Source organism: Streptosporangium carneum (assembly GCF_027922005.1).
Lineage (GTDB): Bacteria > Actinomycetota > Actinomycetes > Streptosporangiales > Streptosporangiaceae > Streptosporangium > Streptosporangium carneum.
The window spans coordinates 112,843-134,863 of sequence record NZ_BSEV01000022.1; the positions used below are offsets into that span (position 1 = coordinate 112,843).

Consider the following 22,021-nt stretch of genomic DNA (forward strand, 5'->3'; position numbering starts at 1 on the left):
CTGTGGACAGGCCTACGATGACCCAACCCCAGGCACTTGAACGGGTCGAACAGCTCATCAAGGAGACGGTCGACATGATGACTCCGAAACCCCGTCTGGAGCTCTATCGGCCCAGTGTGAACGTCGGTAGCTGCCTCGACCCCACTGACGGCGGCTCTGAGAATCGTGTGGTGATCAACCGCTCATACTATCTACACGACATTCCTAAGGAAAAACTAGGAGAGGTGGCCGGACAGGTTAGACGATATTGGGAGCAGAAGGGGTATCACATCGAGGGAGTCTCGCAAGATGGTCTAGGCGTTGCGGGGCGCTCCCGGCCTGACGACTTCTTATTGTCCCTTTCGGCCATCGGTGAGGGTGATTTCCTGGGGTTGGGAGCCACATCGCCCTGCGTCTGGCCGAATGGAACGCCCGAGCCCTCCTCCAGCTCTTGACCTGGTGGCACGAACGCTCACCCCTCATATGGCAGGTGCGGTCCCTGGTTCCTCTGGACGTTTTCATGCCGGTCTGAGATGATCACCGGCCGGTGAGGTGCCAGTGAGGGACATGATCAGTGACTGACGGAGAACCGGTCCCGCGGCGTATCGAGACGTTGTCTCCTGGCGACCCTGTGGAGATCGGGCCCTATCGCATCGTCGGGCGGCTGGGTTCGGGCGGCATGGGGGTCGTCTACGCGGGGGTCGACGGGGCGGGGCAGCGTGCGGCGGTCAAGCTCGTGCACGCCGCCTACGCGGGTGACATGGAGTTCCGCAGGCGCTTCGCCCGGGAGATCACGGCTCTGAGCCGCGTGCGCGGAGTCTGCACGGCCAGGGTGCTGGCGGCCGACGCGACCGCGGCCCTTCCCTGGATGGCCACGGAGCACGTGCCCGGCCCGACGCTGGAGGAGCGTGTCCGCGCGCACGGCCCGATGACCGGGGACGAGCTGTACGGCCTCGCCGCAGGTCTGGCCGAGGCGGTGGTCGCCATCCACGCGGCCGGTGTCGTCCACCGCGACCTCAAGCCCACCAATGTGCTGCTCTCCCCGCGCGGCCCCCGCGTCGTGGACTTCGGCATCGCCCACACGCTGAACGCCACGACGATCACCCGATCTGGTGTGGTGGTCGGCTCTCCCGGATGGATCAGCCCGGAGGAGTACCACGACGAGGTCATCGGGCCGGGCGTCGACGTCTACGGGTGGGGACTTCTGATCGTCTACGCGGCCTCAGGCAGGCCGCCCTTCGGAACCGGCCGCTCCCAGGTTCTGGCCCTGCGCACGCTCAACGAGCCCGTCGACGTCTCGGACGTCCCGCCTCCGCTCCGTGACCTCGTGGAACGTGCCACGGCGAAGGATCCCGCCGACAGGCCGGGGGCCGGAACGGTGCTGAGCGGCGTGCTCGAAAGCTGGGAAGGGCTGCGCGAGACCGTCGTGTCCCCTCGTGACGACGCGACCGTCGTGATCACTCGGCTGCTGGAGCAGACCTGGACGGGACCGCCGGTCTCCGCGGTCGAATGGCCGTCTCCGCCCAGGCCGCCGTCGAAAGGGCCGTCGATGGCGTGGTCCTGGGTCGTCGGCGCGGTCGCGGGCACGGTCGTCGCTCTCCTGGGCTTCGCCGGAGTCGTGATGTGGACCGGCGCCGGCGTCCCCTTCTTGGAGGCGGGCGCGCCGGAGTCTCCGATCCCGGTCTCCTCGGCGCTCACGGCCGTTTCGACGACGGCGTCGCCTTCCGGGCCGCCTCAGGAGACGGTCACCCCGACGCCGCCCGCCACCCCCTCGGAGGAGCCGTCCCCCAGCCCCGACGTCGAGGACACCGCCCTCGACGAGGAGACGCCCACCCCCGAGGCGTCCGCGACCCCGTCTCCGACCGCGCCCGCGCGCCGGCGGGTCGAGTTCCGGGGGGTCGGTCTGACGCTTCCCCGAGGATGGGAGCTGACCGGGGACGACGACTTCTACTGCGTCACGGCTCCCTTCCTGGTCGGCGACCATGACACTCCCAACTGCCGCCTGGGAACGCTGGTCGTGACCTTGGGCGGGGATATGCACGCGGGGCCGGGGAACGGCACGCCGTACGACTCGGTCGACGACTGGGGATTCGGCCGATACACGCAGGACAACGACTGCCTGGCGCACGAGGGGGAGTTCGCCTCTCCGCAGGACGCCTGGAAGTACGACCGCATCCAGCGTCCGGCTCCCAAACTGCTGCTCCACGACACGGTCCGGATCGGCGGCTTCCGGGCCGATCACGCCAGGTGGAAGATCTCCTGCAAGTACAAGTCTCTCGTCTCCGAGGTCTGGTACGTCCCCGACGCCAAGATCACTTTCTATGTGTCCGGCATGACGGCCGGACATCGGCCGGAATACGAGAAGATCATCAGATCCGCGGACTTCACCGAGCATCTACGCGACCCCGAGCTCGAAGACGTCGGGTAACGAGGGCCCTTTCCGGTCTGCGGTACGCGACGACGGTCTCCGCGGGCCGAGACCGGATCGCGCGCCGTTGTGTCAGACGGCGTAGCGGCAGATCAGGGCCTCGGTGGGGTGGCGGAAGGCGCCGACGACCACGCGGGTCGGCTCGTGATAGGCGCACGCGGAGAGCGGGTTCGCCGGTATGGCCGTTCCGTTGGTCAGCAGGCAGACGTATCCCGTGGTCCGGTACGGAGAGACGACGGAACGCGAGTCGACGCGGTTGATGCAGTATCCGGCTCCGGAGACCGGGCCGTAGACGACGTCGACCGTGCCGCCCAGCGCGGCGGCGCCGGTCGCGGCGGTGGCCTGTGCCGGGGCCGCGGCGAGCGCGCAGGCCAGCAGTGTGCCCGCTGCCAGGGTGAGAACGCGACGGAGCATGGGGTCCTCCTCGTGATGGGGGGTGACGGCCTGTTCGGTGGGCGCGGTTCTCAGGGCGGCGTGAACCGCCGCCTTGGAAGGAAGAGGGTGACTCTGGCAGGTGCCTGCCACACCGAATTGGCCGTGAAGAAAGGGGGTTTGTGCTGCTCCTCGAAGTATTGGATAGGAAACTTTCCTGTGCAATACGCGTTTTCCACACCTTCGGACCGCCACGTTCGCCTTACCCGTCTCCTGTCGTTCGGAGCCGGAGCGTCTCCTGGGGCGTCGTTCGGGCGGAACGGGAGACCGCGGGGCGGCGTCCGGTCGGCCGGTGAAGCGACCGGGCGCCGCCCCGCGGTCCGCTCAGGAGGCGGCGGCGCTGGTGATGACGGCGAAGCGCGCGCCGTTCGGGTCGGAGATCACGGCGAAACGGCCGACGTCGGCGACGTCGACGGCGGGCACGAGGACGGTGCCGCCGAGCGTTCCGGCCAGGGCGACGGTCGTGTCACAGTCGGGAACCTCGAAGTAGGGCAGCCAGTGCGGCCTGTCGCCCTCCTGGAGCGGCATGAGGCCGCCTTGGTCGGCGCTCTCCCCTTCGGCGGCCGACACCACGATGTAGGTGATGCCGTCGAACGGCAGCTCCTGGACCCTCCAGTCGAAGACCGACTGGTAGAAGGGGCGGACGGCGTCGGGGTCCGGGACGTAGAGCTCGGTCCAGGCCAGGGAGCCGGGGACGGTGACGAGGTCGAGGCCCTTGGTCTCACCGGGCTGCCAGACGGCGAACTCGGCGCCGCCGGGGTCGGTGAACCCGGCCATCCGGCCGGCGGTGAAGACGTCGTCCGGCGCGAAGCGCACCGTGCCGCCCGCCTGCTCGACCGCCTTCGTCGTGGCGTCGGCGTCGGCGGTGTGGAAGTAGACCGTCCAGGCCGGGATCGCGCCCTCGGCGACGAGCGGCCCGGCGGCGGCGACCGTCCTGCCGTCGAGCTGGAAGAAGCCGTACCCCCCGGCCTCGGGTCCGGCCGACTGGAAGCTCCAGCCGAACAGGGAGCCGTAGAAGGCGGCGGACGCCTCGACGTCGGGGCTGCCCAGGTCGATCCAGTTGGGAGCGCCGGGGACGTAGTCGGTGGTGAGCATGATGTGTTCCCTGCGGGTGATCGTGCGGTCGGTGGACAGCCCGTTCGGGCTCGCGTGTCCGGAGACGACGCCCCTCGTCGGGCTGCCCGCACAGCCTGGCAGGCCCCACCGACAGTTTTCGGTCACTCGGATCCGGAGGCGGCGGCCAAGGGGCGGATCATGGAAGCGCCCGTGTTCCGGAAGGCCTCGGCGCTGCCGACGACGAACAGCGTCCTGGCGGCGAGGTCGAAGCGGAGACGGTCGCGGTACTTCCGTGTGCCGGCCCTCTCGTGGTCGATTTCCTCCCTGCCGGGGAAGACGTCCTCGGGGAGCGTCGCGGTGTGGAGGCGGCCGAGGCCCAGCCTGGTTCGTACGGCGGGCCACCGGGAGGTGGGGAACTGCAGAGAGTGCCGCACCAGAACCAGGTCCAGGGGCTCGACCGGAGCGTCCGGACGCACCATGCCGGTGGGAGGCGTGTTGGCCCGCATGGGCAGATAGATCAGCGAGCGGCGGGAGCGGGCGGCCGGCCCCCAGGCCGTCGGCGGTGAGTCTCGGCCTTTCCACGGCGCTGTTCCTCTGTCGACTTGGTCGAATCCGTCGAGGTGTCCGTCGGCTTCTGGTCCTGGCGGCGGCCGCGTGACGGGATGGCCCGATGGGCGGAGGGTGGCGGCGGTTCGTTCGGCATGTTCGGCAGCGGCGTTACCTGGAGGCGTACGCCGCGATCTCGATCATCTTCGTGGTCAGCGTGCTGGGCCTGTTCGGTATCGGGGAGACGGACAAGCTCGCCGCCGCCGCCCTGCTGGCGGTGGTGCCGATCACCATGCTGATCCTGGAGATCCTGGACAAGCTCGAGAGCCAGGGGGACCGGAGCGGCACCTGGCTGCGCACCTCGTGGCCGCCGGAGCTGGAGCGGCGCATGACGGCCGCGACGGACGACGTCGTGATGGTGGGGGTCGCGCTGCCGCGCATGTTGACCAACTACGTCTCCCACCTCGAACGCAGGCTCAGGGCGGGCAGGTCGGTGGGGATCGTCCTGGTGGATCCCGAGGGCGAATACGGGCCGAACCTCACCACGCAACGCGAGCACGGCAGGCCGAACGCGGAGCGGAACCGGCAGGTCATCAGGACCAGCATCATGACGATCGACGACGAGCTGCGTTCCGATCCCGGACTGGCCGAACGGGTGCGCCTGGTGCTGGTCGACTTCCCCATCGGGACCGGGGGCGTCCTGTTCGACGCCCGGATGGTCCCGGACGCCGAGGGCAGGGTCGAACTGGTGCTCGGCCGTAACCCGGAGATGTATCTCGAGCGCTACCCCTTCGGGGTCGGCGGCTACGAACACGAGCACCTGGTGGTGACCCGTCAGCATCCCCACTGGCTGGACCATTTCCGCAGGGAGTTCGAGAACACCGCCAACTTCGGCCGGGTCCCGGCCACTCCCGGGTCAGGCCTGGGTCAGGCCGCCGGACGGTCCGGCACGGCTTCCTGACGGCCCGGCTCACCGCGGGCCGTCAGGGCGCTTTCCGGTAGCTCGTGGAACGCCGGGGAGGGCGCATCCTGGGAACACGGTCATCCGGGAAAGCGGAGGAACGACGGCGGGACATGGTCGGCCAGCCAGACGCCGTTGGCGCTGAGACGGAACTCGTGACCGGCGGCGCGCATCGCGGCGGCGTCGACGACGAGGACGACGGGGACGCCCCTGCGGGCCCCGACGCGGGTGGCCGTCTCCCGGTCGGGGGACAGGTGGACGTGGTGGCGGTTCATCGGCTGCAACCCCTCGGCGCGGATCGCGGTCATGTTCCGCGCCACGGTGCCGTGGTAGAGGAACGCGGGCGGCTCGGCTGCCGGGAGGTCGAGGTCGACGGCGACCGAATGTCCCTGGCTGGCCCGGATGCGATCTCCGTCGATCACGTATCTCCGCTTGTCGTTGTCCGCGACGACTCGTTCAAGCTCGGCCCGGGAGACGGGGAAGCCGTGCGCTGCGGCGGCCGTGAGAAGGGTGTCCACCTCGACCCAGCCGTTGGCGTCCAGCGTGATCCCGATCCGCTCGGGCTGGTGCCGAAGATGCTTGGCGAGGTACTTGGAGATCCGTACCATCCGCCGCTCGTCCATCGGGTCCTCCCCGCCGCGACTGGGCGGCTTCGGTATTCGGGTCACGGTGTCCGGTTCCCGGAACTGCGCGAATTGTCGCGCGTCCGCGCGATGGAGGCCAACGTGTTTTCGCGCCTGTATGCGGACCACAGGCCGGGCACGGAGTGATCACCGCGCGGTTCCGCGCCGAATCCGGTCGGCTCGCCAAGCCGAATCCAGTCGGTTCGCTCAACGGAGTGCCCGCCGTGCGCGAGGCGATCAGCGACTGCTTCCATCTCCCGGGCACGTGCCGCACGGGTGTCGTCGACGACGCCGTCATCGACCCGCTGAGGAACCGTCTCCGTCGCGCCGAACCGCTCCATCAGCGACCCGCACAGATCGAAAAGGGCCTCAGAGAAACTCTGAGGCCCTTTTCGATCTGTTGAAACGAGTGGACGATACAGGGATTGAACCTGTGACCTCTTCCGTGTCAGGGAAGCGCTCTCCCGCTGAGCTAATCGTCCTCATGAAACACGAGAGGTGGAGACGGGATTTGAACCCGTGTACACGGCTTTGCAGGCCGTTGCCTCGCCTCTCGGCCACTCCACCGGAGTGAGAGCCCGAAGACCCTTCGAGCGGAAGACGGGATTCGAACCCGCGACCCTCACCTTGGCAAGGTGATGCTCTACCACTGAGCCACTTCCGCGTGTTTTCGCCGGGTGTTTCCCCTGCGGCAACGAGAGAACTCTAGCGGGTTTTCCGGGTGCTTGCGTAACCGTGGTCGCCGGTGCGCGCGTGAGCGCGGTCAGTCGGGCCTGCGCAGCCTGCGGACGACGCCGCGTTCCACGGCGGGCAGAGTGAGGAAGATCTCCAGGATCCGGGTGAGGCGGTGCACCTCGATGCGGTGGAAGGCGGGGCCGTCCGCGCGGGCCAGCAACAGGGTCAGAGCCAGCGGCGGCAGGGGCGCGGCGACCACGTGGAGGCCGGAGTCGAAGGTGGCGGCCGTCGGGCGGGCTGGGGTCTCCTGGGGGAAGGGGATCTCAGAGGGGGCGCGCCAGCTGGAGTGGACGACCACGCGCGGGTCCTCCTCGGTGCCCGCCGCCGCCCAGTCGGCGCTGAACAGCACCGGCATGGAGTCGATCAGCGTGGCCAGCGCGCGGTCTCCCGCCGTGGTGATGTATTTGAGGATCTCCAGCTCCGGGTAGGTGCCGGGCGCCTCGCGCGTGCCCCACACGCCCTCGACGGACACCCCCGGCACACTCTCCAGGCTCTCGACCAGGGGCTCCCTGGGGGAGGAGTCGGGCCAGAAAACGGTGACGTCGTCGACCGCCCGCCCTCCGCCGCGCTCGAGCACGACGATCTGGGTGATGTCGGCCCCGGCGGCGCCGAGGGCGCGGGTGACGTTTCCCAGCGACCCGGGCTGGTCGGGCAGTGCGATCCGCAGTCGCAGGAGCATCCACGGCCTCCGCTGTCACGTGTGACGTACGCCAGGGCCACCCTATCCAGGGGTGATTCGTCCCACCGAGCCCGGTGCGGTAAAAACACCAGGTGGAGTCGTTGAAACTGGGATCGCTCGAGGTCTGGCCGCCGGTGGTTCTCGCACCCATGGCCGGGATCACCAACGCGCCCTTCCGGACCCTCTGCCGCGAGCAGGGGGGAGGGCTGTTCGTCTGCGAGATGATCACGACGCGGGCGCTGGTCGAGCGCAACGCCAAGACGCTCAAGATGATCCGGTTCGATCCGAGCGAGAAGCCCCGCAGCATCCAGCTCTACGGCGTCGACCCGGTGACCGTCGGCAGGGCCGTCCGCATGATCGCCGAGGAGGACCTGGCCGACCACGTCGACCTCAACTTCGGCTGCCCGGTGCCCAAGGTGACCCGGCGGGGCGGCGGCTCCGCCCTGCCGTACAAGCGGAACCTGCTGCGGGCCATCCTGCGGGAGGCCGTGCGCAACGCGGGGACGCTCCCGGTGACGATGAAGATGCGCAAGGGCATCGACGACGACCACCTCACCTATCTGGACGCGGGGCGGATCGCCGTGGAGGAGGGCGTCTCGGCGATCGCCCTGCACGGCCGTACGGCGGTGCAGCACTACGGCGGGACCGCCGACTGGCAGTCCATCGCGCGGCTCAAGGAGGCGGTGAGCGAGATCCCCGTGCTCGGCAACGGCGACATCTGGAGCGCCGCCGACGCGATGCGGATGATGGCCGAGACCGGGTGCGACGGCGTCGTGGTCGGCAGGGGCTGCCTGGGAAGGCCCTGGCTGTTCGCGGACCTGGCGGCGGCCTGCGAGAACCGCCGGGACGGTGCGGGCGGCACGGATGACAGGGAGAGCGGCGGCGAGCTCGCCCGGCCGACGCTGGGCCAGGTCGCCGCGACGATGGAGCGGCACGCCACGCTGCTGGCCGAGTGCTTCGGCAACGAGCAGCACGCCGTGGCCGACTTCCGCAAGCACGTCGGCTGGTATCTCAAGGGCTTCACCGTCGGCGCCGACCTCCGCCGCCGCCTGGCCACCTCGGAGAGCCTCGCAGGCCTGAGGCAGGGGCTGGCCGAGCTGGACCCGGCCCAGCCCTGGCCGGAGGGCGTGGACGCGCCGCGCGGCAAGACCCACCCGCGCGACCGCGTCCACCTGCCCGCGGGGTGGCTGGACGACCCCTACGAGGTCGTCGTCCCCGGAGCGGACGCCGAACTGGAGACCTCCGGCGGCTGAGGGCTGCCACGGCCTCGGCCTATCAGAGGCCATTGTTCGCCCTTTTCGGGAAAGAAGCGGATCCGGGAAGGAAAGGGCTTCGCCTCTGCCGGTTTTTTCTTGCCGGGTGTTTCGCGACGGTCATCAGACGTCAATGTCGGAGCGTCGGTGACGCGGGCCGAGACGGCGTGTGTGGATCCTGGATCTCTGCAAGGCCTCGTTCTGCGGCGAGACCTTTCGGAGGCCGGGATCATCCCGGTTGATGCGGCCGGAAGGGGGATTCCCGGCCGTTCGTCGGAGACGCGTCTCGTAAAGGGGAAAAATCCATATGAAGCTTTTTGCGCGCGTGGGGCGATGGCTGGCCGTGGCCGCCGTCCTGCCGGTCGCGGGGGCGGCGCTCACCGCGCCCGCCGACGCGGGCACGGCGGTCTCGGGAAAACCGGGGGAGGCCGCCGCCCATGCCCGGAGCGCGACGCCGACCTTCTGCCTCAACGCGCACCTGGCCAACATCGGCTGGCAGGGGTGGCGTTGCGGGAGCGCCACGTGGATCACCGTGGGCACGACCGGGCAGAGCCGTCGCATGGAGGCGCTCCGGATCCGGTTCGGCAACAGTGACGGTTACGTCTGCGCCGAGGCCCACCTGGCCAACATCGGCTGGCAGGGCGCGCGCTGCGGGCTGGCGGGACAGCTCATCGAGGTGGGGACCACGGGCCAGTCGCGGGCGATGGAGGCCATCCGGCTCTACACCTCCGACTTCAACATCTGCCTCGACGCGCACCTGGCCGGCATCGGCTGGCAGGGCACGGCCTGCGCGATCGCGCCCGGGACGCTGACCCGCGGCACGACGGGACAGTCAAGGCCGATCGAGGCCCTCAACGTCCTGGCCTGGTAGCCCGCGGCGCCTCAAGGGGGACTCAGGGGCGGCAGGCCCAGGTCGCGGCGCAGGTGCTCGGCCGTGAAGGAGCCGGTCGCCTCGAGGAGCCGCCCGGGCGTGCCCTCGAACACCACGGTGCCGCCCCGGCCTCCGCCGTCGGGGCCGAGGTCGACGACCCAGTCGGCGTTCTTGACGACGTCGAGGTTGTGCTCGATCACGATCACCGTGTTCCCGCCGTCCACCAGGCTGTCCATGATGGTGAGCAGGTGCTTGACGTCCGACATGTGCAGCCCGGTGGTCGGCTCGTCCATCACGTACACGCTGCCGGTCTTGCGCAGCTCGCCCGCGAGTTTGATCCGCTGGCACTCTCCGCCCGACAGGCTGCTCAGCGGCTGGCCGAGTTTGAGGTAGCCCAGTCCCACCTCGTTGACCGCGCGCAGGACGCGCCGGGGTTTCGTCTCGGTGAAGAACTCGGCGGCCTCCGCGGCCGTCATCTCCAGGACGTCGTGGACGGACCTGCCGCGCAGCGTGTGCCGGAGCACCTCCTGTCTGAACCGCCGTCCCCGGCAGACCTCGCACCTCGACGTGACGCCCTCCATGAACGCCAGGTCGGTGTAGACGACCCCCAGTCCCTGGCAGTTCGGGCAGGCGCCCTTGGAGTTGAAGCTGAACAACGCGGGGCTGACCCCGCCCGCCACGGCGAACAGCCTGCGCACCTCGTCCATCAGCCCGGTGTAGGTCGCGGGGTTCGACCTGATCGAGGTTCCGACCGCGGACTGGTCGATGACCACCGCCCCGGGATGCCGGGCCAGGAACACCTCGTTGACGAGCGTGCTCTTGCCCGACCCGGCGACTCCGGTGACGACGGTGAGCACACCGGTGGGGAAGCCGACCGTGACGTTCCTGAGGTTGTGCGTGGTCGCGCCGGTGACGGTCAGCGTCCCGGTCGGCTCGCGGAAGAAGGTCTTGAGCGGCGGGTTCTCGCGCATGTGCCGCCCGGTGAGGGTGTCCGCCCCGTGCAGGCCCGTGACGTCGCCCTCGTAGACGATCTCGCCTCCGTGCGCTCCCGCGCGCGGCCCGACGTCCACCACGTGGTCGGCGATCCCGATGACGTCGCGGTCGTGCTCGACCACGATGACCGTGTTGCCCTTGTCGCGCAGCTCCCGCAGCAGGCCGTTCATCCGGGTCACGTCACGGGGGTGCAGGCCGACGGTCGGCTCGTCGAAGATGTAGGTCATGTCGGTGAGGCTGCTGCCCAGATGCCGGACGATCTTGATTCGCTGCGACTCCCCGCCGGAGAGCGTGACCGTCTCACGGTCGAGGCTGAGGTATCCCAGGCCGATGGAGACCAGGTGGCGCAGCCGGTCGAGGATCGCCGCCACCATCGTCTCCGCGACCGGTTCGGTGATCTCGGCGATCACGTCCACCAGGTTCCAGGCCTCCATCGCCGACAGCTCGGCGATGTTGCGGCCGTTGATCCGGCTGGCCAGCGCGGCCTGGCTGAGCCTGGCCCCGCGGCACAGCGGGCAGGTCAGGGTGGAGACGAACGTCAGCAGGGTCTCCCGCCTCGCGGTCGTCTCGACGTCCTTCTTGATGTAGAGCCTGTCGAACTTGTCGATCAGGCCCTCGTACTTCTGGGGCGCCGTGCCGCCCTGTGTCTCGAACGAGACGTCGGGCCCCTGGCCGCGCAGCAGCGTGTTCCACTCCTTCTCGGAGTAGTCGGCCAGCTTCCTGTCGTTGTCGAACAGCCCCGAACGGGCGAACGTCTTCCAGAACCACGTGCCGACCCCGAAGCCGGGCAGCAGGATCGCCCCCTCGTTCAGCGACCTCGTCCTGTCGATGGCCAGGCCGAGGTCCAGCGCCGTCTTCCTGCCGATCCCCTCGCACTCGGGGCACATCCCCGTGGGGTCGTTGAAGGAGAAGGCGTTGGAGTATCCCGCAGGCGGCGTGCCGACGCGTGAGTAGAGCAGCCGCAGCAGCGGGTGGATGTCGGTGATGGTGCCGACGGTCGAGCGGGAGTTGCCGCCCAGGCGCCGCTGCCCGACGACGACCGCCGCCGAGAGGTTCTCGATCGCGTCGGCGTCCGGCCTGCCGTGCCTGGGCAGGCGGTTGCGGGCGAACGTCGAGAAGGTCTCGTTGAGCTGCCGCTGCGATTCCGTGGCGATCGTGTCGAACACGATGGACGACTTACCCGACCCCGAGACGCCGGTGAAGACCGTGATCCGCCCTTTCGGAATCTTCAGTGAGACGTTCTTGAGGTTGTTCTCCCGGGCGCCCGTTATCTCGATATGGCTCATGGCCGAGATGTTAGATGTAATTAAAATTATTTTTTTATCGTGATTTACGGCAATATGGAATTCACGGCGGACGCCGCGGAAGGGTGTTCGGACCGCCGCCGCTCCGGTCGCACCGGCAGTGGCCGGGGACCCGAGGCCGCCGAGCGGCTCGGCGTCAGTCCCAGGAGGAGACTCGCCAAAGTGGCCGGCCCTCACCCTGGGACTGCCCGACGCCGGCTTGACCGTCCACGAACCGCCGGAGCCCGACGGCCACATCCGGCGCCTGACCGGGCGCCCTCAGGCGTCGACCGAGCCGCCGCTGCGCCAGTAGACGTTGTTCTCCCTGCTCAGCAGCCCGTCGTCGACCAGGTAGCGGCGCAGTGCCGCGTAGTCGTCGTGGAAGGCGCGCAGTGCGACGTCGACCTCCTTCTCCGGATAGCGGACCCCCGGTTCGAAGACCTGGGCGATGTAGTTGAGCACGACCAGCTGCTTGTCGCGCTTGGTGGGGATCGCCCTGAGTCGTCCCTCGACCAGGAACGCCTGAAGCACCCTCTCCTGAGGGGAGGCGGCGGGGGTTGCGGGCCTGGCCGTGGCGTGCAGCAGCTCACGGAACCGTTCCCGTCGCACCTGCCAGCGTCCCCCCTCGTCCTGTACGGCCAGCCCACCGCGTTCCAGCCGGTCCAGCGCCCGCCGCACGGCCTCCCTGTCCAGCCCAGACTCCTCGGGGCCGCCGCCCAGAGCCAGCGCCGACAGCACCCGCAGCGTGTCCTCCTGGTACAGCAGGCCCAGCACCTGCCTGATCGCCTCGTCGCTCATGCCCTCATTCTTGTCGGTCCCGTCTGCTACTTCTGCCTCATGGACAGTCATGGAGTGAGCCCCGATGAGTTCCTGCGGATCGCCTCGGCGCTGCCCGAGGTCGAGCTGGCCCAGCACAGCGAGGAGTGGGTCGGGCTCAGGGTCAGGGGGAAGGGCTTCGGCTACCTGTCCGAGGCCAAGCGGACCGCGCAGCTCAAGGCGACCCTGGCCGAGCAGGCGGCGATGGTGGGGGACAACCCCGAGGTCTACGGGCTCTCTTGGACCAGCGGTCAGTTCGGCTGGGTCGAGGTCCGGCTGGCGAAGGCCGACCCTGAGGAACTGGTCGAGGTGATCACCGACGCCTGGTGCCTGACCGCCCCGCGCCGCCTGGTCGCCGACTACGAGACCCGCGCCGGGCTCGCCCCGATGGCCGAGATCCCCACGGAGGGCTGAGGCGTGTTCCATAGGCTGTAGGCGTTCGACGCCTGCCGGTTCCGGGAGAAGGGGATGTGCGTGCCGGTGTGGTCTGCCGGGAGCGGCTCGGAAACGGTGCGGGGCCTGCAGGAGAGAGCGGCCCGGGCTCTGCCCGCCGAGCACGTCGAGGATGTCGGAGGGTGGTGGCTGCGCCACGCCCCCAACTGCTCCTGGTGGGTGGGAACGGTGCTGCCCCACGGTGACGCCGGGCCGGGCGAACTGGTGCGCAGGGTCGTCGGGGCGGAGGACTTCTACACCGGTCACGGCCTGGCCGCGCGGTTTCAGATCAGCCCAGGAGCGTGCCCGGAAGGGCTCGACACGGTTCTGGCGGAGCGCGGCTACCGCCGTCAGAGCCCGATGTCGTTGCAGGGGGCGTCGACCGCGCGTGTCCTGGCACAGGCGCCGACAGGCTCGCTGCGGGTTCGGCTGGACGACCGCCCGACCCGCGAATGGTTCGAGACCTGGCGTGCCGTGCACGGTCACGACGGCGACCCCCGCGCCGAGTGGGACATGCTCGGCCGGGTGGAGCGGCCGTGCGCCTACGCCGGCGCGATGATCGGGGACGACGTTCTCGCGGTGGGCCGCGCGGTCGCCGACACCGGCTGGGCGGGAGTGTTCGGCATGGCCACGCTTCCCGAGGCGCGCGGGAGGGGCGCGGCCCGCGCCGTGCTCGCCGCGCTGGCCGAATGGGCCGGCGCGCACGAGGCGGGCCGCATGTATCTCCAGGTGGAGCGCGACAACGTCCCGGCCCTACGGCTGTACGAACGGGCGGGTTTCAGCGAGATATGCGGTTACCACTACCGCGGCGCGGAGTGAGCCTCAGGATCCGTCGCTTCCGATCCGGTCACAGGCGGTTGAGGCCGATGACGTGGAGCACGGCGCGGCCCTCCTCGTCGGAGGCGGCCAGGTCGACCTGGGCGTCGATGCCCCAGTCGCCGTCGCCCGCGGGGTCGGCGATGACCTGGCGGACCTTCCAGAGCTCCTTCTCCTCCTCGATGCGGAGCAGGCCGGGACCGCGGGCGTCCGGGCCCGTGCCGACCTCGTCGTGGTCGTCGTAGTAGGCGTCCAGGGCGGCGCCCCAGTCGACGTCGGGGGCGAGCTCGGCAAGCTCCTCCTCCCGCTCCAGGGCGGCCAGCTCGACCAGCCGGAACATCGCGTTGCGGACCAGCACCCTGAAGGCGCGGCTGTTGGCGGTGACCGGCTTGGTCTTCTCCTCGAGGGAGGGGGCCTCCAGCTCGCCGGTGGGGTTCTGCAACTGCTCCCACTCGTCCAGGAGACTCGAGTCGACCTGCCTGACCAGCTCGCCGAGCCACTCGATGAGGTCGATGAGGTCCTCGGTCTTGAGGTGCTCGGGGATGGTCCGCGACAGGGTGCGGTAGGCGTCGGCGAGATAGCGCAGGACGGTCCCCTCCGACCTGGCCAGCTCGTAGAACTGGACGTAGTCGGCGAAGGTCATCGCCCGTTCGTACATGTCCCTGACGACGGCCTTGGGGCTGACGGTGTAGTCGCCGACCCAGGGGTGGCCGCGGCGGTAGGTCTCGTACGCGCCCAGCAGCAGGTCGGCCAGCGGCATCGGGTAGGTGACCTCGTTGAGGAGCTCCATCCGCTCCTCGTACTCGACGCCGTCGGCCTTCATCTGCGCCACGGCCTCCCCGCGCGCCTTGTTGAGCTGGGCGGACAGGATCTGCCGGGGGTCGTCGAGGATGGACTCGATGATCGAGACCATGTCCAGGGCGTAGGTCGGCGACTCCATGTCCAGCAGCTCGAGGGTCGCCAGCGCGAAGGTGGACAGGGCCTGGTTGAGCGCGAAGTCCTCCTGCAGGTCAACGGTCAGCCTTGCCATCCGGCCCTGGTCGTCCGGCTCGGAGAGCTTCTCGACCACGCCGCCCGCCAGCAGCGAGCGGTAGATCGCGATGGCCTGGCTGATGTGCCGCCGCTGCCACTTGCGGTCCTCGTGGTTGTCGGTGAGCAGGTGCCTCATCGCGGCGTAGCAGTCGCCGGGACGGTTGATCACCGCGAGCAGCATCGCGTTGCTGACCTTGAACCGGGAGTTCAGCGGCTCCGGCTCGGCGGTCTGCAGCTTCTCGAAGGTCTCCTCGCTCCAGCCGACGAAGCCCTCCGGCGGCTTCTTGCGGGCGTAGCCGCGCCGCCTCTTGGGGTCGTCGCCGATCTTCGCCAGCGCCCGCTCGTTCTCGATGACGTGCTCGGGGGCCTGGCAGGCGACGTAGCCGATGGTGTCGAAGCCCGCCCGGCCCGCCCGCCCGGCGATCTGGTGGAACTCGCGGGCGCGCAGCCGCCGCACCTTGTTGCCGTCGTACTTGCTCAGCGCCGTGAACAGCACGGTCCTGATCGGCACGTTGACGCCGACGCCGAGGGTGTCGGTGCCGCAGATGACCTTCAGCAGGCCCGCCTGGGCGAGCCGCTCGACCAGCCTGCGGTACTTGGGGAGCATCCCGGCGTGGTGGACGCCGATGCCGTGCCGTACGAGGCGTGACAGGGCCCGGCCGAAGCGCGTGGTGAAGCGGAAGTTGCCGATCATCGCGGAGATGGCTTCTTTCTCCGCCTTGGTGGACATGTTGATGCTCATCAGCGCCTGTGCCCGCTCCATGGCCGCGGCCTGGGTGAAGTGGACGACGTAGACGGGGTACTGGGTGGTGGTGAGCATCTCCTCCAGGGTTTCGTGGAGGGGGGTGAGCCGGTAGGAGTAGACCAGGGGGACAGGGCGCTCGGCGTTCTTGACCACCGCGGTCGGCCTGCCGGTGCGGCGGGTGAGGTCCTCCTCGAACCTGGTGACGTCGCCCAGCGTCGCCGACATCAGGATGAACTGCACGTTGGGCAGCTCGATCAGCGGCACCTGCCAGGCCCAGCCGCGGTCGGGCTCGGCGTAGAAGTGGAACTCGTCCATCACGACCTGGCCGATGTCGGCCTGGGCGCCGTCGCGGAGCGCGACGTTGGCGAGGATCTCGGCGGTGCAGCAGATGATCGGGGCGCCGGGGTTCACGCTGGCGTCGCCGGTCATCATGCCGACGTTCTCGGTGCCGAACACCGCGCACAGGTCGAAGAACTTCTCCGAGACCAGAGCCTTGATCGGCGCGGTGTAGAAGGTGCGCACGTCCCGGGTCAGCGCGGTGAAGTGCGCTCCGGCGGCGACCAGGCTCTTCCCCGAACCGGTCGGGGTCGACAGGATCAGGTTGTTCCCGGAGACGACCTCGATCAGCGCCTCCTCCTGGGCGGGATAGAGGGTGAGCCCCCGCTCGGCGTTCCATCCGACGAACGCGTCGAAGATGGTGTCGGGGTCGGCGTCGATCTCTTCTGGCAGGCGATCTACAAGGCTCACGGTTCAATACTGCCGAAGAACTGGAGGTGCTCGGACCGGCTTGGGCGACGCCCGCGATTACATCGCGGGCAAAATAGCGAACTCGAGGGCGCTAGATCCTCTTAAATACCGCCAAATGGTGATTAAGCGGACGGGGTGGGGGCGGGAGAAAACGACCTGGCGAGCGTCAGCCCCGCCAGAAGCATGCCCGTGCCGACCACGGCCGCAGGCCCGGGAACGAAGCCCATCACCGTGAAGGTCAGCAGGCCCGCGGCGGTGAGCGCCGTGGCCACCACGATCCTCGCCGTCCCTCCCCGGTACGGCGGGACCGCCGCGGGCGTCTCGAACCGGGCGAAGCAGCGCAGCAGCGGCCACAGCGCCAGAGTGAGCATGAGCAGCCAGTGCGGCCACCCCGACAGCCAGGCGGACGTCCCCGGCGCCGGAGTCGAGACGCCGAGACCCACCACGACCACCGACGCCACCACGAACAGCGCGCTCATGTGCCACAGGTAGACCGTCATCATCCGGGGCGCGGCCCAGCCGAGCACCCTGGTCACCCCGGGCCACTGGGCGAACCGCACGATCCACGGGCGCAGCGCGGTGGCCAGCCCGATCTGGCCGACGCCGACCGCCAGCAGCGCTATCGTCGGCGGCGCCATGTTCGACACGGCCGCGCCCGGCATCCCGATCATGCTGCCCGGGTAGGGGCCGAAGGCCACCAGCGCCGCCGCCAGGCCGTACCCGGTGAGCGCCATCGCCCAGGGGCGGTGAAGACGGCCGTCGGCGTAGAGGAAGCCGAGCTGGTGCACCGCCAGCCAGACCAGCCCGATGTTGAGGAACCCGACGACCTCCAGCCCCGTGGCGAAACGCGCGACGTCGACCACGACGGCGCCGGCGGACAGCGCCGCGGGGACGCGCCAGCCGTACACCATGTTGAGCCGGAGCATCCGCGGGGTCACCGCGACCACGACCAGGTAGATCGCCAGGAACCACAGCAGCTGCCCGGCCAGGCGCGCGGCCGTGACCACCGGCTGCTGCGGCACGCCGAGCGCCAGCAGCAGGTGGGGCAGCGGGATCCAGACCACCGCCAGCGGCACCACCGGCAGGGCCAGGCGGCGCAGCCGTACCGCGAGCCAGGCGGGGATCGTCTCGCCGCGCCGCACCGCGCCCCGCCAGCTGATCGCGTTGGCCGCGCCCCCGGCGAAGAACACCAGCGGCATCACCTGGCTGACCCAGGTGATCGTCCAGGCCCAGCCGGTCGCCAGCGCGTTGCCCGTGGAGATCCGCCCCTCCGCGAAGGACAGCACCGGCATGCTCCAGTGCTGCAGCACCACCAGCGCCATGCCGAACAGGCGCGACACGTCGATGAAGAGGTCGCGTCCCGGTGGCGGCGGCGCTGTGCGGGCGGCGGATCGGGTGACGAGGGCGGTCACGGGGGTCTCGATTCCTTGGAGGGGTGATGTCACGACCCTCCCGCGCGGGGCCCGGTTCCCGCAGTGACGCCCGCATCCGTCTTGACGTCGGCGTCACCCCCCTTCCGGGGGTAGGGCCAGCCCTACCCCCCGACGCCTGCGCGCAGGGTCGAGCTACCGGTCCGGCCCTCGTACCGTTGGGCTCATGAGAACCCTCCTGCGCCGCATCGGCATCGACAGCCGCTATCTGATCGTCGGCTTTCCCGTCTCACTGGTCTTCTTCGTCCTGATGGTCACGGGTTTCGCCGCGGGGCTCGGGACTGTGGTCGTCTGGGTGGGCGTGCCGATCCTGGCGTCGACGTTGATGCTGGCGCGAGGCATGGCCGACGTGGAACGGCGGCTGCTGCCGGAGGTGCTCGGCCGTCCCGTGCCCCGGCCCCGCTACAACCGCGCGCCGGAGAACGCGGGATGGTTCCGCCGCATGGTCAACCCCCTGGCCAGCGTGCAGTCGTGGCTCGACCTGCTCTACGGCATCGTGTCCTTCCCCATCTCGGTCGTCACGTTCGTCGTCGCGGTGGTCTGGTGGGCGGGGACCATCTTGGGCCTCACCTACCCGATCTACGGATGGGTCGTCGCCGGCATCCCCGACAACCAGGGGCTTCCCGAACTGCTCGGACTGGGTGACAGCGCCGTGATGGAGGTGCTGTTCAACACCGGCATCGGCCTGCTGTTCGCCCTCACCCTGCCGGTCATGACCCGTGGCGCCGCGCTCGTCCAGGCCGGGCTCGGGCGTGCCATGCTGACCAGCGTCGCCGAACTGCACGAGCGCATCGACGACCTCGCCGAGGGCAGGGCCGCCGCGGTCTCGGCGGAGGCGAACGCCCTGCGGCGTCTGGAGCGGGACATCCACGACGGGCCGCAGCAGCGCCTGGTCTCCCTGGCCATGGACCTGTCGCGGGCCCAGCGCCAGCTCAAGCGCGACCCGCAGGCGGTCGAGGAGATGCTCAGCCAGGCCATCACCTCGACCAGGGACACCCTGGACGAGCTGCGCGCCCTCTCCCGCGGCATCGCGCCGCCCATCCTGACCGACCGAGGCCTCGCCCCCGCGCTCGCCGCGCTGGCCAGCCGCTGCACGATCCCGGTCGAGCTCGACATCCAGACGACCGGCCGCTTCGCCGCCGCGATCGAGAACACCGTCTACTTCGTGGTCGCCGAGTCCCTGACCAACGTGGCCAAGCACAGCCGCGCGACCGTCTGCACCGTGACCCTCGCCAAGTCCGGTGGCGTCCTGATGCTGACGATCGGGGATGATGGGGTCGGCGGTGCGCACACCGCCAAGGGGCATGGCCTGTCCGGCCTCGCCGACCGTCTCAAGGCGGTCGACGGGGAACTGGCGGTGGACTCACCGACGGGCGGGCCGACAGTGATCGTGGCGGAGGTTCCGTGCGGGTAGTCGTGGCCGACGACGCGGTTCTGATCAGGGAGGGTCTGATCAGGCTGCTGGAGGAGTTCGGATGTGAGGTGGTCGCCGCCGTCGGTGACGGCGACCGCCTGGTCGAGGCCGTCGTCGAGCACAGGCCGGACGTGTCGGTGGTCGACGTCCGGATGCCGCCGAGCTTCACCGACGAGGGCCTGAGGGCCGCCGTCGAGGCACGCAGAAGGGTGCCGGGCACGCCGGTGCTGATCCTGTCCCAGTACGTGGAGGTGTCCTATGCGGACGACCTGCTCGCCGACGCCAGAGGCGCGGTCGGCTACCTGCTCAAGGACCGGGTGGTCGACGTCGACGACTTCATGGGGGGCCTGCGCACGGTCGCCGCGGGTGGCACCGTCTTCGATCCGCAGGTGGTGGCGCAGCTGATGGTACGGCGCCGCCGTGACGACCCGCTCGCCCAGCTCACCCCGAGGGAGCGGGAGGTCCTCGGCCTGATGGCGGAGGGCAGGTCGAACCCGGCCATCGGCCGCCAGCTCGTGATCAGCGACGGCGCCGTCGAGAAGCACATCCGCAGCATCTTCGCCAAGCTCGGCCTGTACGCCGAGGACAGCGACCAGCACCGCCGCGTCCTGGCCGTCCTCGCCTACCTGCGCTCCTGACGTCCGGCCCGCGTTCGACGGGAGGGATCATGATCTCGGTGTTCGGCAGCGCCACCATGGACCTGGTGGCCTACGTCGACTCCCCTCCGGGACCCGGCGAGACCGTGACGGGCCGGGCCTTCCGCGCCGTTCCCGGCGGCAAGGGAGCCAACCAGGCCGTCATCGCGGCCGCCCGCGGTCGGGACGTGGGAGGCGCTGCCGGCCCTCCCTCAGGACTGCCGGCCCTCCCTCAGGAGGGGAGGCGCCGAGACGACGGCGACCCGTCCCGTCCGCGGGAGATCCATGAGGGATCCGCCGGGGAGAAGAAGACGCGTCAGCCGTCGATCAGCGACGTGCCGGACAGCGTGATCAGGAACGCGCCCGCCGAGAGCAGGGCCACCGCCCAGGAACGGCCGATTGCGGCCCAGATGGCGGCGGCCAGGAAGCAGACCAGGGCGAGCAGCTCGATGACGTTCACGGGGTCCTCCGGTGAGGTCGGGGGGAACCGGTCAGGCGATCACCGCCTGCGGCAGGCGGCCTCTGCCCCACCGGCACCGGAGGTAACACGAAGATCGGTTTTTCTCGCCGCCCCGCCTAGACCCCGTCCCAGAGCTCGGCGGCGGCCTCGGCGCAGGCCACGTCCTGGGCGACGGTGCCGCCGCTGACGCCGACGGCGCCGGCCACCCGACGATCCTCGTCCGAGTCCCTGAGCGGGATCCCGCCGCCGAAGCACACGTAGCGGTCTCCGGCCAGGCCGTACAGCTCGCCGCCCGGCGCGACCAGCGGCGCGAGGTCGGCGGTCGGCATGCGGTGCGCCACCGAGGTGTAGGCCTTGCCCGAGGCGAGGGCCGGGCCTGAGATCTCCGCGTCGTCCATACGCTGGAAGGCGACCAGATGGCCGCCCGAGTCGACCACGGCCACCGACACGAGGGCCCCCTCGCGTACCGCCTGCTTCACCGCGGCCTCACACATGCGCAGCGCGAGTTCGAGGTTCACCTGGCTCCTCACTCACTCTTCGAGGCGATCGAAGTGGACAATCTGCTTTGTATCCATGCCCGGCGGCGGGATGCAAGATCTCATAGGAGATCGGAAGTTCTGACTGCGCACACGGAGGATTCATGCAGGCCCACGACCTGTCCGCAGGCGGCGACGTGCTGGCCCGCGTGCACGGCACCGCCCGTGAGGCGGCCCGCTTGCACGGCCTGCCGGACGCCGAGGTCACACTGATCAACGTGTCGGAGAACGCCACCTACCGGGTCGACGACCCGGCGACGGGGAGGCGGTCCATCCTGCGGGTGCACCGGCTCGGCTACCACTCGACCACGGCGATCCTGTCCGAGCTCGCCTGGCTGGAGGCGCTGCGGCGCGAGGCGGGGATCGCCACCCCCTCGGTCCTTCCCGCGCCCGGCGGGCGGCGGGTGCTGACCGTTCCCGGCGCGCAGCCCCGGGACTGCGTGATGTTCGAGTTCCTGCCCGGCACGGAGCCGCCGAGGGAACGGCTGGTCCCCGACTTCGAGCGGCTCGGCGCGCTCACCGCGCGGATGCACCGGCACGCGCGGAGCTGGCGTCCTCCGTCCTGGTTCACCCGGTTCCACTGGGACCACGACGCCGCTCTCGGAGCGGAGTCACGCTGGGGCCGCTGGCAGGACGGGACGGGCGTCGATCCGGAGGTCTCGGCCGTGCTCGGACGGCTCGACGGGGAGCTGCGGGAACGGCTGCGCCGTTTCGGCCGGAGTCCTGAGCGTTACGGCCTGATCCATGCGGATCTGCGCCTGGCCAACCTGCTGGTGACGGACGACGGGCCGCCCAGTGTGATCGACTTCGACGACTGCGGCTTCGGGTGGCGCCTCTACGACCTGGCCGCCGCGCTCAGTTTCATCGAGCACGATCCCCAGGCGCCGGAGATGGTCGCCTCGTGGGTGCGGGGCTACCGCACCGTGCTCGACCTTCCGGCCGAGGACGAGGCCGAGATCTGGACGTTCGTCATGTTCCGTCGTCTGCTGCTGGTCGCCTGGATCGGCACGCACACCGGCGCGGACATCGCCGCCGAGCTCGGCGCGGGATACACAGAGGGCACCTGTGAGCTGGCGGAACGCTACCTGTCCGGAAGGATGGAGGGTCCGGGCTGACCGG

The 22,021-nt window shown here is 69.9% G+C and carries 21 protein-coding genes, 3 tRNA genes and 1 pseudogene; 10 read left to right on the top strand and 15 right to left on the bottom strand.

The window, feature by feature from the left end:
• Positions 1 to 553 precede the first annotated feature (553 nt).
• The gene (locus tag PKF00_RS33485; protein ID WP_271221715.1) at positions 554 to 2,407 is read left to right on the top strand and encodes a serine/threonine protein kinase; all 1,854 of its coding nucleotides are present in this window, start codon (positions 554 to 556) and stop codon (positions 2,405 to 2,407) included.
• A gap of 72 nt (positions 2,408 to 2,479) precedes the next feature.
• Here PKF00_RS33485 and PKF00_RS33490 read toward each other — a convergent pair whose 3' ends face one another.
• The 3 genes from PKF00_RS33490 to PKF00_RS33500 form a co-directional block, all read right to left on the bottom strand.
• The gene (locus tag PKF00_RS33490; protein ID WP_271221716.1) at positions 2,480 to 2,821 is read right to left on the bottom strand and encodes a hypothetical protein; all 342 of its coding nucleotides are present in this window, start codon (positions 2,819 to 2,821) and stop codon (positions 2,480 to 2,482) included.
• A 342-nt stretch (positions 2,822 to 3,163) separates the two neighbouring features.
• The gene (locus PKF00_RS33495; RefSeq protein WP_271221717.1) at positions 3,164 to 4,060 is read right to left on the bottom strand and encodes a VOC family protein; all 897 of its coding nucleotides are present in this window, start codon (positions 4,058 to 4,060) and stop codon (positions 3,164 to 3,166) included.
• Positions 4,057 to 4,401, bottom strand: a complete 345-nt coding sequence (locus PKF00_RS33500) for a hypothetical protein (protein WP_271221718.1) — start codon at positions 4,399 to 4,401, stop codon at positions 4,057 to 4,059. The genes PKF00_RS33495 and PKF00_RS33500 overlap by 4 nt, the downstream gene beginning before the upstream one ends.
• Before the next feature lie 164 nt (positions 4,402 to 4,565).
• On the opposite strand from PKF00_RS33500, the gene PKF00_RS33505 reads away from it, so the two are divergent.
• Positions 4,566 to 5,402, top strand: coding sequence for a hypothetical protein (locus PKF00_RS33505; RefSeq protein ID WP_271221719.1), 837 nt, complete (start codon positions 4,566 to 4,568; stop codon positions 5,400 to 5,402).
• Between the two features lie 80 nt (positions 5,403 to 5,482).
• Here PKF00_RS33505 and PKF00_RS33510 read toward each other — a convergent pair whose 3' ends face one another.
• The 6 genes from PKF00_RS33510 to PKF00_RS33535 all read right to left on the bottom strand — a co-directional run bounded on the left by PKF00_RS33510 (position 5,483) and on the right by PKF00_RS33535 (position 7,439).
• Complete coding sequence (locus tag PKF00_RS33510) at positions 5,483 to 6,025, bottom strand: RNA 2'-phosphotransferase (RefSeq protein ID WP_271221720.1); 543 nt, start codon at positions 6,023 to 6,025, stop codon at positions 5,483 to 5,485.
• A gap of 41 nt (positions 6,026 to 6,066) precedes the next feature.
• The gene (locus PKF00_RS33515; RefSeq protein ID WP_271221721.1) at positions 6,067 to 6,366 is read right to left on the bottom strand and encodes a hypothetical protein; all 300 of its coding nucleotides are present in this window, start codon (positions 6,364 to 6,366) and stop codon (positions 6,067 to 6,069) included.
• 69 nt (positions 6,367 to 6,435) lie between these two features.
• Positions 6,436 to 6,507: transfer RNA gene (locus PKF00_RS33520), tRNA-Val, on the bottom strand.
• A 14-nt stretch (positions 6,508 to 6,521) separates the two neighbouring features.
• Positions 6,522 to 6,592: transfer RNA gene (locus PKF00_RS33525), tRNA-Cys, on the bottom strand.
• 25 nt (positions 6,593 to 6,617) lie between these two features.
• Positions 6,618 to 6,689, bottom strand: a tRNA-Gly gene (locus PKF00_RS33530).
• A gap of 99 nt (positions 6,690 to 6,788) precedes the next feature.
• Entirely contained in the window at positions 6,789 to 7,439 is a 651-nt protein-coding gene (locus PKF00_RS33535; RefSeq protein ID WP_271221722.1) for an ACT domain-containing protein, read from the bottom strand.
• Positions 7,440 to 7,531: 92 nt separating this feature from the next.
• Here PKF00_RS33535 and dusB point away from each other — a divergent pair, with 92 nt between their 5' ends.
• The gene (gene dusB / locus PKF00_RS33540) at positions 7,532 to 8,692 is read left to right on the top strand and encodes a tRNA dihydrouridine synthase DusB (RefSeq protein WP_271221723.1); all 1,161 of its coding nucleotides are present in this window, start codon (positions 7,532 to 7,534) and stop codon (positions 8,690 to 8,692) included.
• A 307-nt stretch (positions 8,693 to 8,999) separates the two neighbouring features.
• Complete coding sequence (locus PKF00_RS33545; RefSeq protein WP_271221724.1) at positions 9,000 to 9,563, top strand: hypothetical protein; 564 nt, start codon at positions 9,000 to 9,002, stop codon at positions 9,561 to 9,563.
• An 11-nt stretch (positions 9,564 to 9,574) separates the two neighbouring features.
• Here PKF00_RS33545 and PKF00_RS33550 read toward each other — a convergent pair whose 3' ends face one another.
• Both PKF00_RS33550 and PKF00_RS33555 read right to left on the bottom strand, forming a co-directional pair.
• On the bottom strand, positions 9,575 to 11,842 hold the full coding sequence (locus tag PKF00_RS33550) for an ATP-binding cassette domain-containing protein (RefSeq protein ID WP_271221725.1): 2,268 nt from the start codon (positions 11,840 to 11,842) through the stop codon (positions 9,575 to 9,577).
• A gap of 276 nt (positions 11,843 to 12,118) precedes the next feature.
• The gene (locus PKF00_RS33555) at positions 12,119 to 12,637 is read right to left on the bottom strand and encodes a DUF2087 domain-containing protein (protein ID WP_271221726.1); all 519 of its coding nucleotides are present in this window, start codon (positions 12,635 to 12,637) and stop codon (positions 12,119 to 12,121) included.
• Positions 12,638 to 12,691: 54 nt separating this feature from the next.
• On the opposite strand from PKF00_RS33555, the gene PKF00_RS33560 reads away from it, so the two are divergent.
• Together PKF00_RS33560 and PKF00_RS33565 are read left to right on the top strand one after the other, a co-directional pair.
• Positions 12,692 to 13,069 (top strand): MmcQ/YjbR family DNA-binding protein, encoded by a 378-nt coding sequence (locus PKF00_RS33560; RefSeq protein WP_271221727.1) that lies wholly within the window; start codon positions 12,692 to 12,694, stop codon positions 13,067 to 13,069.
• Positions 13,070 to 13,129: 60 nt separating this feature from the next.
• Positions 13,130 to 13,906: a GNAT family N-acetyltransferase gene (locus PKF00_RS33565; RefSeq protein WP_271221728.1), complete on the top strand. Its 777-nt coding sequence runs from the start codon at positions 13,130 to 13,132 to the stop codon at positions 13,904 to 13,906.
• A 28-nt stretch (positions 13,907 to 13,934) separates the two neighbouring features.
• On the opposite strand, the gene PKF00_RS33570 is transcribed toward PKF00_RS33565, so the two are convergent.
• Both PKF00_RS33570 and PKF00_RS33575 read right to left on the bottom strand, forming a co-directional pair.
• Positions 13,935 to 16,427, bottom strand: a complete 2,493-nt coding sequence (locus tag PKF00_RS33570) for a DEAD/DEAH box helicase (protein WP_271221729.1) — start codon at positions 16,425 to 16,427, stop codon at positions 13,935 to 13,937.
• 122 nt (positions 16,428 to 16,549) lie between these two features.
• Positions 16,550 to 17,839 carry an acyltransferase family protein gene (locus PKF00_RS33575; RefSeq protein WP_271221730.1) on the bottom strand — a complete coding sequence of 430 codons (1,290 nt, stop codon included), beginning with the start codon at positions 17,837 to 17,839 and terminating at the stop codon, positions 16,550 to 16,552.
• A 184-nt stretch (positions 17,840 to 18,023) separates the two neighbouring features.
• Between PKF00_RS33575 and PKF00_RS33580 the strand changes: the two genes are divergently transcribed.
• The 3 genes and pseudogenes from PKF00_RS33580 to PKF00_RS33590 all read left to right on the top strand — a co-directional run.
• The gene (locus PKF00_RS33580) at positions 18,024 to 19,271 is read left to right on the top strand and encodes a sensor histidine kinase (protein ID WP_271221731.1); all 1,248 of its coding nucleotides are present in this window, start codon (positions 18,024 to 18,026) and stop codon (positions 19,269 to 19,271) included.
• Positions 19,262 to 19,909, top strand: coding sequence for a response regulator (locus PKF00_RS33585; RefSeq protein ID WP_271221732.1), 648 nt, complete (start codon positions 19,262 to 19,264; stop codon positions 19,907 to 19,909). The genes PKF00_RS33580 and PKF00_RS33585 overlap by 10 nt, the downstream gene beginning before the upstream one ends.
• Before the next feature lie 29 nt (positions 19,910 to 19,938).
• A pseudogene (locus tag PKF00_RS33590) lies at positions 19,939 to 20,112 on the top strand (PfkB family carbohydrate kinase); the annotation flags it as partial.
• Between the two features lie 110 nt (positions 20,113 to 20,222).
• Here PKF00_RS33590 and PKF00_RS33595 read toward each other — a convergent pair.
• Both PKF00_RS33595 and PKF00_RS33600 read right to left on the bottom strand, forming a co-directional pair.
• On the bottom strand, positions 20,223 to 20,366 hold the full coding sequence (locus PKF00_RS33595; protein ID WP_271221763.1) for a hypothetical protein: 144 nt from the start codon (positions 20,364 to 20,366) through the stop codon (positions 20,223 to 20,225).
• A gap of 116 nt (positions 20,367 to 20,482) precedes the next feature.
• On the bottom strand, positions 20,483 to 20,884 hold the full coding sequence (locus PKF00_RS33600; protein ID WP_271221733.1) for a GlcG/HbpS family heme-binding protein: 402 nt from the start codon (positions 20,882 to 20,884) through the stop codon (positions 20,483 to 20,485).
• A gap of 122 nt (positions 20,885 to 21,006) precedes the next feature.
• Here PKF00_RS33600 and PKF00_RS33605 point away from each other — a divergent pair, with 122 nt between their 5' ends.
• Positions 21,007 to 22,017: a phosphotransferase enzyme family protein gene (locus PKF00_RS33605; RefSeq protein WP_271221734.1), complete on the top strand. Its 1,011-nt coding sequence runs from the start codon at positions 21,007 to 21,009 to the stop codon at positions 22,015 to 22,017.
• Positions 22,018 to 22,021 lie beyond the last annotated feature (4 nt).

Bases quoted from the DNA above. Each gene is read 5' to 3' on its own strand.
- PKF00_RS33490 (WP_271221716.1), bottom strand. From the start codon at position 2,821: ATGCTCCGTCGCGTTCTCACCCTGGCAGCGGGCACACTGCTGGCCTGC.
- PKF00_RS33500 (WP_271221718.1), bottom strand. From the start codon at position 4,401: ATGCGGGCCAACACGCCTCCCACCGGCATGGTGCGTCCGGACGCTCCG.
- PKF00_RS33505 (WP_271221719.1), top strand. From the start codon at position 4,566: ATGGGCGGAGGGTGGCGGCGGTTCGTTCGGCATGTTCGGCAGCGGCGT.
- PKF00_RS33510 (WP_271221720.1), bottom strand. From the start codon at position 6,025: ATGGACGAGCGGCGGATGGTACGGATCTCCAAGTACCTCGCCAAGCAT.
- PKF00_RS33515 (WP_271221721.1), bottom strand. From the start codon at position 6,366: ATGGAGCGGTTCGGCGCGACGGAGACGGTTCCTCAGCGGGTCGATGAC.
- PKF00_RS33535 (WP_271221722.1), bottom strand. From the start codon at position 7,439: ATGCTCCTGCGACTGCGGATCGCACTGCCCGACCAGCCCGGGTCGCTG.
- PKF00_RS33545 (WP_271221724.1), top strand. From the start codon at position 9,000: ATGAAGCTTTTTGCGCGCGTGGGGCGATGGCTGGCCGTGGCCGCCGTC.
- PKF00_RS33550 (WP_271221725.1), bottom strand. From the start codon at position 11,842: ATGAGCCATATCGAGATAACGGGCGCCCGGGAGAACAACCTCAAGAAC.
- PKF00_RS33555 (WP_271221726.1), bottom strand. From the start codon at position 12,637: ATGAGCGACGAGGCGATCAGGCAGGTGCTGGGCCTGCTGTACCAGGAG.
- PKF00_RS33580 (WP_271221731.1), top strand. From the start codon at position 18,024: ATGAGAACCCTCCTGCGCCGCATCGGCATCGACAGCCGCTATCTGATC.
- PKF00_RS33605 (WP_271221734.1), top strand. From the start codon at position 21,007: ATGCAGGCCCACGACCTGTCCGCAGGCGGCGACGTGCTGGCCCGCGTG.